Genomic DNA, 12,710 nt, shown 5'->3' with positions numbered 1-12,710 from the left:
GGATTATTAGTATGAAAAAAATGAGTAAACATATATTCACTTTAAGCGCACTTACCATATTGACCGCTTGCGGTGGCTCTAATCAAAGTGAACAACCAGACTCTATAGTTGTTAATCCGATAACCCCTCCCGTTTCAATTTCTCCTAAGCTTGTTGTAACACAAGGTACGATCACTGGCTTTGGGAGTATTTATGTTGATGGTATTAAATATAATACTGATACGAGTAATATTAGGAAAAATGGCTTAAACACTCAATTAAGCGCGCTTAGTGTTGGTATGAAAATTAGTTTTTCAGCGCAACAAAATGACTCAGACGAATGGGTTGCGCAAGACGTGGCATACGACACTGAAGTTGAAGGTGTAATTCAAAGTATTGATCGTAACAATAGTCAAATACTGATTGCGAATACAGTTGTTTTTTATAATGATTTAACGCACTTTATTGATACTTCAGAGACACTGATTGGTGTTGGGCAAAGGGTCGAGATAAGCGGCTACCCGCAAGCAGACGGTACTTTTTTAGCGTCATACATTAAAGCCGACACCGATGAAAGTAATGATGGGCATGAATATACTGCTGGGATTGTATCTAATTTAGACGAGGCAACATTACAGTTTACTATTAATGGCGTTGTTATTGATTATAGCTCGGCTGTAATTGATGGCGTATTAGCAAACAATACCTATGTTAAAGTTGAAGGCAATTTAGTTGACGGGGTAATGGTTGCCAATAAGGTTGATGCTAGAACCGTTAAAGAGTCACTTGATATTGATGATGATAGCGTATTACGTTACCAAATAGAGGGGTTAATTACCCAAGTAAGCGCAACATCTATTGGGGTTAATGGGCAAATATTTGACTATGCAAATGATGTTGAGATTGAAGGGGCTGCACTGAATGATTTAACTGTGGGTATGTTTGTTGAGGTTTATGTTAATAACAATTTAGTCACTTCTATCGAATTTAAACAGTCTTCTTATTCATCAGACGGTAAAGTAAAAGGCGTTATAGAAGATATAGACCGTGAAAACAAAACTATCACCGTTAATGCTGTGGTATATGTAATTAATGAATTTAGCCGTTTTGAAGATGATGATGAGCAGTACTTTAGTTTTGCCACTTTAAATATTAATGATTATGTTGAAATTGCCTACCTGCAAACATCACCACTGCCTAGTGTTTTAAAAATTGAAAAAGAAGATCAACACGAATATCAACAAGAATGGGAAATGAAAGGGCAAGTAACTGCAATTTCAAACAATATAATTACGGTTAACGGTGCTGAAATAGTGTTAGTTACTGATGCAAAATACATCATAGATGATGCATTAGTTTCTTTTACAACGTTTTTAAGTCAACTAATTGTTGGAGATCGTGTTGAAGTCGAAGGGCAATACGACACTAATAACTTATTTATTCTTGGTAAGGTTGAACTTGGCCGCAATGATAATGATGGCAGCGACGATGATGGAGGCGATGCAGACCGAGGTGACGATGGTGATGATGACAATGGCAACGATGATAAGCATGTCGGCTATGTTGAATTAGAAGGAACCATTACTCAGCTTTTAACAAATAAGAGCTTTATGCTAAATGGTTACGAAGTGCAGTTATCGGAAAATGCAGAATTAGAGCTAAATGATCGAGATGTAAATTTGATAACTTTTATGGAGGCATTAGCCGTGGGTCGTACCATTGAAGTTGAAGGTCAATGGGTGGAAAATAAATATATCCTTGTTTCTGAAGCTGAGCTAAAGTAAAGAAACGTATTACAATAAATAAAGCCACATTATTGTGGCTTTTTTTATGGCTAGGTAAAAATGATGCATAAAGATAAGTTAATTTCATTCACATTGATTATGATCGTTATTTTTAAGTTGATTGATTTATCAACTGATATTTCAAGCAATATAGAACCTAAGCATATTTGGCAAGAAATCACGCTAATTGCTTTATCGTTAGCATTGTTCGTTTATTTAGTGATTGATATTCATAAGCGCACTATTAATGAAAAGTTAAACTTGGCGCAGTTAAAGGTCTCGAAAGAAAATATAAGGCTTCTTAATCAGCAATTAGAAGACTCTAAAGTCGCATTTTTTAATGAAATTGAAGGGCAGTTCCAAAAGTGGGGATTAACGGCTGCTGAAAAAGAGATTGCACTATTTTTAGTAAAGGGATTATCAACATCAGAGATTGCTAGCATTCGAAATAAATCAGAAAAAACCATTAGTAATCAATCGTCTGCTATTTATAAAAAGGCTGATGTAACTGGCAGGCATGAGCTCGCGGCTCTATTTTTTGAAATGTTGTTGTAAGTTTTTTTAAGTCTTTCATAAATAAAGGTAGTTGCGCTCAGTCGGTTTACTGTTTCAATAATATTTAATTTGATAACACAAAACGCCGATGTGTATTAAATATTAATAGTATCAATCGCTGCCACACAATTGTTTTTTGTTACAATGCTAACAAAGCAATTTAGGATAAATAGCTGTGCTGCCGGTTCAAGACATATATCAACAACTCGTTACTACATTACAAAGTGATCCGATTACCTTACTGCAAGCGCCGCCGGGTGCGGGTAAGTCAACATGGTTACCATTGCAGTTGATGCGCGACGGGCACTTTAAGCACATTGTCATGCTTGAGCCGCGTCGCTTAGCTGCACGTAATATTGCCAACTATTTAGCACAGTGCCAAAACGAAACCGTAGGGCAAAGCGTTGGTTTACGTATCAGGCAGGAAACCAAAGTCAGTGTTAATACCCGCCTTGAAATTGTTACTGAGGGCATGCTCACGCGTATGCTACAAAACGACCCAGAGCTCAGTGGCGTTGACCTACTGATATTTGATGAATTTCATGAGCGCTCTATTGCGGCCGATACCGCATTAGCGTTTGCATTAGAATCTCAAGCTGCACTGCGTGATGATTTAACGATTTTATTGATGTCGGCAACCCTTGATAGCGAACGCTATCAGCAGTTTTTTGATTGTTCAATTATTAGTTCCCACGGGCGTAGCTTTCCCATCGATGAAATTTACATACCCATTAAAGATGAAAGCCACTGGCTTGACGCTATGGCCAGTATTATCAAACAAGCTTTAGTTGAACAAACAGGCAGTGCGTTAGTTTTTTTGCCCGGTCAATATGAGATCAACCGCGTACAACAAGCGCTGTCAGATTTGCCTGCAAATTGCCATGTAGTTACTCTGTTTGGTGAACAAGATAAAGCATCTCAACAAGCTGCAATTGCCCCTGCGGCCAAAGGTACTCGTAAAGTGGTGCTGACCACCAATGTTGCCGAAACTAGCTTAACCATTGAAGGTATTCGTATTGTGGTTGATAGTGGCAAGCGCCGCGCTGCTAGTTTTAATTTAAAAACTGGCGTTACTGAACTCACCACACAAAGTATTTCTCGCTCATCGGCAATTCAACGAGCTGGGCGGGCTGGGCGTATTGAGCCCGGTGTAGTTTATAGGCTTGGTTCAAAACAAACCTTTGAGCGGCGTAATAGCCATGATGCGCCAGAAATTTTAAGTGCTGATATTAGCCAATTATTATTGGAGGCAAAATTCTGGGGCGCGGAGTTAACTGATCTAAGCTTGTTAGATAGTCCAACAGCACAACAAATACAGCAAGCAACAAAATTACTGCAAATGTTAGAGGCGCTCGATAATAACAATAAATTGACCCCCCTCGGTACACGTATGCTAAGTTTTGGCGCGGATATTCGCCTAGCGCACATGCTAATTAAAGCGCAGCAACTCGAACCTCAGATGCCAGGTATTTATACATTAGCGGCGTATTTAATTGCGTTATTAGAGAGTCGGATTAGCCATGCCGCAGATTTAAGCTTAGCATTACACAGCCAACATGCTCGGCCACATCCGGTATTTAAACAGCAACTGAAATTTTGGTTAAAGCGATTAAAGCTAACTGAAGTACGCGAACTACAAACCACTTATTTGGCTTTGCTGGTGGCGTTTGCTTTTCCTGATCGATTAGCTAAAAAGCGTGGCAATGGTTACTTGCTTGCCAATGGCGCAGGTGCTGAGCTAAACAACGAGCATTGGCATAACGAGGACTACCTTGCAATTGCTTCAATGGGAGGCCAAAAAGGCAGTCGTATTTTTGCAGCTGTTGCGTTTACTCCTGCAGAGATTGAGGATGAACTGACACATTTATTTACTGCACAAACGCGCTGTGAATTTGACGAAAAAACAGGGCGCTTTATTCATCAAGATGAAGTCAAACTAGGGGCAATTACAGTTACTAGCCAACCGAGTAAACATCCGCTTGATAAAAGTGAGCGGGCGAAAGCGTGGTTAGCTTTATTTCAAAAACAAGGCTTTGAATTATTTAATGAGCAAAGCGACAGTGAGCAGTTACTTATTCGTATGTGTTTAGCCAGTAATTTAGTGCCGGAGCAATTTCCTGTCGTCACTAAACAAAGCTTAATCGATGACGCACAGCTTTGGTTAGGTACTTTTCTGGAAGATATAAAAACCCTCGAACAATTGAAAAAGTTTAACTACTTTAATGCCTTGCAAAGTTGTTTTAATTGGCAACAACAAAATGCGTTAAATGATTTATTCCCGCTGAGAGTGTCAGTTCCAAGTGGCTCAAATATTCGTATTGAATATCAACTCGACGGCCCTGCAAAACTCAGTGTTCGTATGCAAGAAGTGTACGGCATGACCAGTACGCCAATATTAGCGCAAGGCAAGTTACCCTTATTAATGGAACTACTCTCACCAGCAAGACGACCTTTACAACTAACACAAGATCTTGCTGGCTTTTGGCAAACCAGCTATCGGGAGGTGCAAAAAGAAATGAAAGGTCGTTATCCAAAACACTTTTGGCCTGATAACCCCGCCACCAGTGCGGCTACGAGTAAAGTTAAAAGTAAGATGTGAAGGAGTTAGCAAGGACAAAGTTAGCAAGAGTAAAATTGACTATTAAGCAGTGTTTTATAGTTTAAAAAAAGGTAAGTTAAATACTTATTGACTGCATAAATAAGGAGTTATTTAATGCCACACTTTATTATAGATTGCTCGCAGAGTATCTTGACTCATCATGATGAAGATACCATTAATGAACAAATTCATCACACTGCAAACGCATCGGATTTGTTCGCTGAGCATGAAATTAAAGTCAGAGTAAACCCGTATAATCGTTATTTAGTGGGTAATAAACAGCACGAATTTATTCATGTTTTTGGATATATAATGGAGGGGCGAACGACTGAGCAAAAAGCTGAATTATCAAAAGCGATAGTGACTAAACTTACTCAGATGTTCCCACATATCGACAATATTGCAATGAATGTCAGTGACTTTGAAAAGGCAACATATTGTAATAAAAGCCAGCTTTAAGCAGAACATAGTGAGCGATGCTTCGACAGTGCAGATTGTTTTTTGAAAATCATTTATGGCAAAGTTGAACAGTGATTTTGTGCTTGAGGCAAAATAACTTGATAGAAAAAAGGACTCACCATGAAAAATATAATTGTTGTTTTATGTTTATTTATAAGCACATTAACGTGGTCTCAGACGCTAAGGGTTGTTGATGTATCAACAGAAATCGCCCCTGCGACTAGCTGGTTAGAAGTTGTTGATAGTGGTAAATACGCAAACAGTTGGCAGCAGGCTGGGGCGTTTTTTCAAAAAAATGTACCGCAAGCGCTTTGGGTATCTAAGTTAGAGCAAGTTCGTACGCCGCTAGGTGCTGTTACATCTCGCGAAGGTATCAGTCGTCAAGTGTTAACCTCAATACCGCAACTGCCCGACGGTGATTATGTGATTTTAGAGTTTCAAACTGATTTTGAAAATAAAGCACAGTCGATTGAAACCGTGACATTAAAAAAATCTGCTGAGCAATGGCAAGTGATTGGTTATTTTATCCAGTGAATTAACCTATTATTACTACAGCTGTATTTTTTAACGAAATAAAAAATATAAAATAATTATTAAAAATTGGAGTTTACAAAAATAAAATAATGATAATGACATTTATTGTTGCTGATGTTGCATTAATTTACTTTAGTTGTGGATTGTTGTGCTCTACTAGTGAGTAAGTTATCCAAATGAAATCATGGTATAAAATGGTTGCTATAGTGGGTTGGAAAGTAATATCTAATCATAAGTGGGATTGAAATATTTATAATTATAGTATTTGTTTTTTATTTTATTATACATTTTTACTGATTAATTTTTTATCTTTAATATGTTTCCATTTGGGGTTGATATTTTATTTTTTTTGTTCATAATTAACGCGCTTAATCGCGTTGAAATGGAATTTAAAAGATAATTATTAAGGAATGACATGAAAAAGATATTATTAACAATTGCAATGGCGTTTGTTTTGGCCGCATGTAATAGCACCTCACAAGGCCGTGATTTTGATATGGAAGTTGTAAAAGGCTTCAAAAAAGGCGAAACAACTCAAGAGCAAGTCAAAGAAGCGATTGGCGACCCTATGGGCGTTAATGATATAGGTAATGACGAAGTTGTATGGACATACAGCTACAGCGAAGGTCAAGGCGGTGGTGTAGGCTTTATTCCATACGCAGGCCATGTCGGTGGTTCTCAAAATGAGACAAAGAATGTAACAATCCGTTTTAATGCTAAAGGCATTGTATCAGGTTTATCATTCAATGAATCAGCAGGTAGTTCTTCACACCTATAACTCGTTACTATCTATTTCAACGCATTTCTATTACGGCTGCTTAGCAGTCGTAATACCCCTATTATTTATCCTCTCCCTAAATCAATCACTTTTTTATATTAAATGGTCATTAAGTTTTATATTTATTTTAAAGTAAATTATAGGCTGGTTGTTAGTCTAATGACTTTTTATTTAAATAAGTTATTGAGTGTGTTAATTTTATTATGCATTGAAAGTGCCGGTGAACATTAAAATAATTTAATTAAAAAGGTATGGGTCTTAAGTTGTAGAAGATTCGCTACATGCTTACTGAGATTGTCCAGAACAAGCCAGCCTTTTAGATGATATTTTATAAGAGTATTTTATAAAACCATCCGGCGAAGCGTGATTTATTATAAAAAGACTATACATTTTAGTTTGTTGCTGTTTTGATAGAGTGATAATTAAACACAATGCAAGAGAGCATAATGAAATACGTTACTTTTTTATTGTTAGCTGTTATCGCAACTTTTAACTTACATGCAAAAGACGAAAATAACGAACTAGAAGGACTCGCCCAGCAATATTTTTCCACCATGACGGCAACTCAGGCGCCTAAAGCTAGCAGTAAAGAACTAGAAGCTTTTTTAGCGTTACTCACTGACGATGTTGCTAATCAACACCTACCTTATCAAAGCGATGATTCTCGTTCACCTGACGGTAAGGCCATGATGCGCAAAGGTATGACTTTTTATCTAGGTGCCCACACTGAATATGAAGCAAAGTTACTTGATACTTTCATATTTAATAATACCGCGATTGCGATTCGTTACACGCAACACGCGAAAGGTGTGCACCCGCAAAACAAGCAACTGATTGAATACACCCAAACGTTAATGGATGTTCTGGAAATTGAAAACGGTAAGATTGCGGTGATCCGTAAATACCATGAGTAATTTTTAAATAGCGGTGTGAAGATTATTTTTAGTTTTTGCTTAAATCAATATCTTAGCGTATTTTTAGAGATTACCTCTCTTAGCTTTAATAGGAATTAAAATGAATAAAGTAATTGGTATTGTGCTGATCTGTATTGGAGCTGCACTGGCTTTTTGGGGTTATGACGTTTATGACTCTGCAAGTGCGCAAATTACGCGAACTTTTAGTGGTGATACACCCATCGAGGCATGGGCTGGAATGGTCGGTGGTGTTGTCTGTATTGTATTGGGTGCGCTGAGAGTTAAAAATTAACAGTAACTGATTCTTTTAAGATAGATGATCTAACTTGAAGAACTACTAACATTTGCGACGCTATTAAATACATTTGGCTCATATTATTATCAATGGTTTAAAGCACAACAGCAGATAGTATAAAAGAAGGTAAGAAAGGTGTTCCCCAAGTATGCGGCACTCGGTGTCAGTCCTGAAACCATAAGGTCTCAGGGCGGGAATCTGCGGTTTGCCGTAGGCTTCTCGGTACATGCCGAGCTTGCACAATAGCAGACGAACAGAAACCCTAACATAAAATTTATCGGCTCAGGGACTTAACCAAGCTCCAACACCCTAGGGAACAAATTCAGTATATAAGACATAAGCCAATCCTTACACCCCAAATTCAAAATAATTATACTGTTCGGGTGATTTTCCAGCACTGGTAACTGGCTATTTACTTTTCGGATTGCTTTTTGACCTCAATCATACTTTTCATTGGAGTTGCTATTTATCGAGTGGTAGCATTGACTTAATTAGCCAAGCGAAGATCTCAGCATGAACGAATTACCAGATTACCAACAAGCCCAATTACTATTGGAAAAAAACGAAATATTTGTCACTCCTTCAGAAGCACACGGCGTGATCAGTGGATTATTAGCCTGCGGCTTGAGTATTGAAGCCAAAGAATACTTAGGCTTATTAAGCGATGTATTTAATGATGGCCAAGCATTTAGCCATGATCTGAAAGAATTTTTTGCCATTATTTATAAGCAAGTTGTAGAAAGCTTTAACAACGAAGAGTTTCAATTTGATTTATTTTTACCAAGTGATGACGAAACCTTAGTAGATCAAGCGAATGGTTTAGTGTCATGGGTTGCTGGGTTTATGCTTGGTTTTGGCTTAAAGCAAAAAGATTATGGCAAGTTATCAGCTGATGTAAAAGAAGTGATCAGTGATTTTAGTGAAATTACGCGTTTAGATACCATGTTTGATGAAACCGAAGAAGACAGCCAAGCATTGCACGAAGTAATTGAATATGTGCGAGTTTCTGCGCTGTTGTGTTTTGCTGAACTTGGTCAAGAGCAAGCGCCAAAAAGCACTAAAAAAACACTTCACTAAGTTAAAATTAACAGTATAAACAGGGTTTATAATGCCAACAGTTAAAATAGAAAAAGCAGAGTTTAAAGCACGCAGAGATCGTTTACTTGCCATGATGGAACCAAACAGTGTGGCTATCATTCCAGCGGCAAGTGAAGTAACCCGCAGCCGTGATACTGAATATGCGTTTCGCCAAGATAGCGACTTCTTCTACCTAACTGGCTTTAATGAACCCGATGCAGTGTTAGTGCTTTGCCCAAGCAGCGATACACCGAGTACGCTGTTTTGTTTGAACAAAGATAAGCTGGCGGAAATTTGGCATGGTCGTCGTATTGGTTTTGAAAAAGCTAAAAAAGATTATTTATTCGACCAAACATGTGCACTGAGTGAACTAACTGAACAATTATTGAATTTGGTGAACGGCCAGCAGATTTTATTTTATGCACAAGGTACTTATCCACAGTTTGACGATAAAGTGTGGGCGTTATTAAATACGCTGCGTGGCGCGCCTAAAAAAGGTTATAAAGCGCCACATACGATTAAAGATATTCGTGGTTTAGTGCACGAAATGCGTTTATTTAAATCACCTGCTGAGGTGAATATTATGCGCCAAGCGTGTGAAATAAGTGCCCAAGGACATATTCGTGCTATGCAGTTTGCAAAGCCAGGCGCTACCGAATATCAGCTAGAAGCCGAGCTTCATCATCATTACGCTATGCATGGTGCGCGTCATCCCGCCTATGGCACCATTGTCGGCGGTGGCGATAACGCCAATATATTGCATTACACTGCTAACAGTGATGTGCTGACCGACGGTGATTTAGTGCTGATTGATTCTGGCGCTGAACTGCAAGGTTACGCGGCAGATATTACGCGTACTTTCCCTATTAATGGGCAATTTAGTCAACCTCAAGCTGAGCTTTATAACATTGTTCTAGCGGCGCAAGCAGCAGCGTTTACTGAAGTAAAGCCCGGTGGTAGCTTATCAAAGGCTAATAAATTAGCGATGACAGTGCTCACCCAAGGCTTAGTTGATTTAGGTATTTTGCAAGGTGAGTTACAAGAGTTACTTGATAACCAAGCATGTAAAGCATTTTATATGCACGGCCTTGGTCATTGGCTTGGCCTTGATGTGCATGATGTAGGCGACTATAAAAAAGACGAAAAAGAACGCCCATTTGAAGCTGGTATGGTACTCACTATTGAACCTGGCTTGTATGTTAGCCTAGATGCGCAAGCACCTGAGCAATATAAGGGCATTGGTATTCGTATTGAAGATAACCTGTTAGTGACCGAGCAAGGCCACGAAAATCTTACCTTGAGTGTGCCAAAAAGTATCAGCGAGATTGAAGCGTTAATGCAAAAGCAAGCAATTAACCGCTAGGAGCATAACGTGGCAGAGCAGTTTGATGTTGTTATTATCGGTGGTGGCTTAGCGGGTGCCAGTTGTGCGCTGAGTCTTGCGAAACATGCGCCGCAATTAACGATTGCGGTGGTTGAAGCAAATCAACCAAGCACTGAACACCATCCTAGTTTTGACGACCGAAGTATCGCCTTAGCACAACAATCGGTGCAATTTTTACAGACCATTAATGCCTTTGATATTGATGCCTCATTTGCTGCGGCAATTAAAAAAGTGACCGTGTCGGATCGCGGTCACTTTGGTAAAACGCAGATCGATTGTGCGCAGTTTTCACAGTCAGCTCTAGGTTATGTTGTTGAGGTAAATCCGTTTGGTCGTGCTTTACATCAACAACTTGCAGCTACCCAAGTGGTCATGTATTGCCCTGACAGTGTTGCAGATATTACCTATCATCATGACTTTGCAAGTATTACTTTGCAGTCTGGTGCTCAACTTAATGGCCAATTAGTGGTGATTGCCGACGGTGCGCAATCGGCTACTCGCCAGCTGGCAAAGATCAATTTTACTCCTGAGCCTTATTCACAAGGGGCGATCATTGCCAATATTGAAGTGGCAGGTGGTCATCATAACCATGCTTTTGAGCGCTTTACTGAGCATGGACCAATGGCATTACTCCCGATGAGTAATAACCGTTACTCGTTAGTATGGTGTATGGATAAAGCCGATATTGACGCGCATATGCAGCTTGACGACAGCGCTTTTGTAAGTGCTTTGCAAACTGCATTTGGTTATCGTGGCGGGCAATTTACTAAAGTCGGCATGCGTGCAAAGTATCCACTGGTGTATGGTCGTGCAGAGTCATTAAGTGCTCACCGTACGGTACTAATTGGCAATGCAGGGCATGCGATTCATCCTATTGCAGGGCAGGGCTTTAATTTAGGCCTGCGCGATGTGCAACTTCTATGTGAATTAGTAAATAGCGAATTGGCAATTGGCAGTTACCTATTTACCCGTGAATATGCCAAACAACGTAACCAAGATATAACCACTGTAATGACGTTAACAGATTCTTTAGTGCGGTTATTTTCAAACTCATCACGAATACTCGCATTTGGTCGCAGCTGTGGTCTATTCTCCATGGATTTGTGTGCTTCTTTAAAAACACCTTTAGCTAAGCAATTAATGGGTCAGGTTAAACAAGGTAAACGACTATGAAACAGACACAAGTATGTGTTGTGGGGGGCGGCTGTGTTGGCTTAACCCTCGCGCTGGGGCTTGTTAAAGCCAATATCAGTGTAGTAGTAATTGATGCTGCAGCAAAACAAGTATTGCCAGGCGATGAATACGCTTTGCGCGTAAGTGCACTGAGCCTTGCCAGCCAACACTTGTTTGAATCTTTGCAAGTGTGGCCTGAGATCATTGCTCAAAGAGCACGCGCCTATACCCATATGGATGTGCGCGACCAAGATAGCTTTGGCAAAATTGCTTTTAACAGCGATGAACTGGACCTTCCTCATTTAGGTCATATTGTTGAAAACGACATCATTCGTTATGCACTGATCAATGAATTAGAACAATACAGCCAAGCAACGCTTATGTTTGATACACGCTATCAACAAATACACCAAAGTGACAATGACGTCTTTATAACCTTAGACTCTGGTGAGCCAGTTATAGCCAAGTTATTAGTGGCAGCCGATGGCGCAAATTCAGCGATTCGGAAACAGTTTAATTTGCCCATTACGTTTAAAGATTATGATCATAACGCCATCGTTGCGACGGTAAGAACCACTGAGCCACATAATAATACTGCGCGCCAAGTATTTTTACCTACTGGACCACTGGCGTTTTTACCGCTGCCAGATGCCAATACGCACTCAATTGTATGGTCAACCAGTCCTGCGCATTGCCAAACGTTACTAGCCATGGATGATAGCGATTTTAATAAAGCAGTTATGGCAGCCCTTGATGGCCAATGCGGTTTATGTGAGGTACAAAGTGCGCGCACAGCGTTCCCTTTGAAAATGCGTTACGCGCAGCAATGGGTGACAGGTAAAGTGGTATTAATGGGCGATGCCGCACATACCATTCATCCGTTAGCAGGACTTGGTATGAACTTAGGCCTTAAAGATGCCGCTTACCTTATTGAGCTGTTAACTGCTGACAATAAAGAGTTTGCCAGTAATCGACTATTGCGTGATTACGAGCGTACCCGCAAGCTTGATGCACAAAAGCATATTGCCATGATGCAAGGCTTAAAAGAATTATTTGCAGGCGCTAACCCACTTAAAAAACTGGTACGTGGTGTGGGTTTAAGCTTGGTTGATAACTTAGGCCCAATTAAGCACCTGTTTGCCAAGCAAGCGATAGGGAAGTAGCAGAGATTCATTTTGT

The 12,710-nt window shown here is 39.6% G+C and carries 12 protein-coding genes and 1 other RNA gene; 12 read left to right on the top strand and 1 reads right to left on the bottom strand.

Annotated features, from left to right (window positions below):
* Positions 1-11: 11 nt before the first annotated feature.
* The 8 genes from H5182_RS03760 (at position 12) to H5182_RS03725 (ending at position 7,894) form a co-directional block, all read left to right on the top strand.
* Positions 12-1,763, top strand: a complete 1,752-nt coding sequence (locus H5182_RS03760) for a DUF5666 domain-containing protein (RefSeq protein ID WP_182759556.1) — start codon at positions 12-14, stop codon at positions 1,761-1,763.
* A gap of 60 nt (positions 1,764-1,823) precedes the next feature.
* Positions 1,824-2,318 (top strand): LuxR C-terminal-related transcriptional regulator, encoded by a 495-nt coding sequence (locus H5182_RS03755; protein ID WP_257324018.1) that lies wholly within the window; start codon positions 1,824-1,826, stop codon positions 2,316-2,318.
* 175 nt (positions 2,319-2,493) lie between these two features.
* On the top strand, positions 2,494-4,917 hold the full coding sequence (gene hrpB, locus H5182_RS03750; protein ID WP_182759555.1) for an ATP-dependent helicase HrpB: 2,424 nt from the start codon (positions 2,494-2,496) through the stop codon (positions 4,915-4,917).
* 114 nt (positions 4,918-5,031) lie between these two features.
* Positions 5,032-5,376: a 5-carboxymethyl-2-hydroxymuconate Delta-isomerase gene (locus H5182_RS03745; protein WP_182731460.1), complete on the top strand. Its 345-nt coding sequence runs from the start codon at positions 5,032-5,034 to the stop codon at positions 5,374-5,376.
* Positions 5,377-5,496: 120 nt separating this feature from the next.
* Positions 5,497-5,910, top strand: a complete 414-nt coding sequence (locus tag H5182_RS03740) for a DUF4019 domain-containing protein (protein WP_145241388.1) — start codon at positions 5,497-5,499, stop codon at positions 5,908-5,910.
* Positions 5,911-6,325: 415 nt separating this feature from the next.
* The gene (bamE, locus tag H5182_RS03735; RefSeq protein WP_145241390.1) at positions 6,326-6,688 is read left to right on the top strand and encodes an outer membrane protein assembly factor BamE; all 363 of its coding nucleotides are present in this window, start codon (positions 6,326-6,328) and stop codon (positions 6,686-6,688) included.
* 446 nt (positions 6,689-7,134) lie between these two features.
* Positions 7,135-7,602 (top strand): nuclear transport factor 2 family protein, encoded by a 468-nt coding sequence (locus H5182_RS03730; protein WP_145241905.1) that lies wholly within the window; start codon positions 7,135-7,137, stop codon positions 7,600-7,602.
* Positions 7,603-7,702: 100 nt separating this feature from the next.
* On the top strand, positions 7,703-7,894 hold the full coding sequence (locus H5182_RS03725) for a DUF3185 family protein (protein WP_182734656.1): 192 nt from the start codon (positions 7,703-7,705) through the stop codon (positions 7,892-7,894).
* A gap of 138 nt (positions 7,895-8,032) precedes the next feature.
* On the opposite strand, the gene ssrS is transcribed toward H5182_RS03725, so the two are convergent.
* Positions 8,033-8,216: non-coding RNA, 6S RNA (ssrS, locus tag H5182_RS03720), on the bottom strand.
* 194 nt (positions 8,217-8,410) lie between these two features.
* On the opposite strand from ssrS, the gene H5182_RS03715 reads away from it, so the two are divergent.
* The 4 genes from H5182_RS03715 to H5182_RS03700 are packed head-to-tail and all read left to right on the top strand — an operon-like array spanning position 8,411 to position 12,694.
* Positions 8,411-8,974 (top strand): UPF0149 family protein, encoded by a 564-nt coding sequence (locus H5182_RS03715; protein ID WP_145241895.1) that lies wholly within the window; start codon positions 8,411-8,413, stop codon positions 8,972-8,974.
* Between the two features lie 31 nt (positions 8,975-9,005).
* Positions 9,006-10,337 carry a Xaa-Pro aminopeptidase gene (gene pepP, locus H5182_RS03710; RefSeq protein WP_145241892.1) on the top strand — a complete coding sequence of 444 codons (1,332 nt, stop codon included), beginning with the start codon at positions 9,006-9,008 and terminating at the stop codon, positions 10,335-10,337.
* Between the two features lie 9 nt (positions 10,338-10,346).
* Positions 10,347-11,531, top strand: coding sequence for a 2-octaprenyl-6-methoxyphenyl hydroxylase (gene ubiH, locus H5182_RS03705; RefSeq protein ID WP_182759554.1), 1,185 nt, complete (start codon positions 10,347-10,349; stop codon positions 11,529-11,531).
* Entirely contained in the window at positions 11,528-12,694 is a 1,167-nt protein-coding gene (locus tag H5182_RS03700; protein ID WP_182719172.1) for an FAD-dependent monooxygenase, read from the top strand. The genes ubiH and H5182_RS03700 overlap by 4 nt, the downstream gene beginning before the upstream one ends.
* Positions 12,695-12,710: the final 16 nt, after the last annotated feature.

Source organism: Pseudoalteromonas sp. SG44-17 (genome assembly GCF_014164235.1).
Classification (GTDB): Bacteria; Pseudomonadota; Gammaproteobacteria; order Enterobacterales; family Alteromonadaceae; genus Pseudoalteromonas; species Pseudoalteromonas rhizosphaerae.
Note: the sequence above shows the minus strand (reverse complement) of the source record. Positions and strands in the feature narration are given on the sequence as shown.

Coding starts and splice junctions, on each gene's coding strand:
- bamE (WP_145241390.1), top strand. CDS start 6,326: ATGAAAAAGATATTATTAACAATTGCAATGGCGTTTGTTTTGGCCGCA.
- H5182_RS03755 (WP_257324018.1), top strand. CDS start 1,824: ATGATGCATAAAGATAAGTTAATTTCATTCACATTGATTATGATCGTT.
- H5182_RS03715 (WP_145241895.1), top strand. CDS start 8,411: ATGAACGAATTACCAGATTACCAACAAGCCCAATTACTATTGGAAAAA.
- H5182_RS03700 (WP_182719172.1), top strand. CDS start 11,528: ATGAAACAGACACAAGTATGTGTTGTGGGGGGCGGCTGTGTTGGCTTA.
- H5182_RS03730 (WP_145241905.1), top strand. CDS start 7,135: ATGAAATACGTTACTTTTTTATTGTTAGCTGTTATCGCAACTTTTAAC.
- H5182_RS03725 (WP_182734656.1), top strand. CDS start 7,703: ATGAATAAAGTAATTGGTATTGTGCTGATCTGTATTGGAGCTGCACTG.
- H5182_RS03760 (WP_182759556.1), top strand. CDS start 12: ATGAAAAAAATGAGTAAACATATATTCACTTTAAGCGCACTTACCATA.
- pepP (WP_145241892.1), top strand. CDS start 9,006: ATGCCAACAGTTAAAATAGAAAAAGCAGAGTTTAAAGCACGCAGAGAT.
- H5182_RS03745 (WP_182731460.1), top strand. CDS start 5,032: ATGCCACACTTTATTATAGATTGCTCGCAGAGTATCTTGACTCATCAT.
- H5182_RS03740 (WP_145241388.1), top strand. CDS start 5,497: ATGAAAAATATAATTGTTGTTTTATGTTTATTTATAAGCACATTAACG.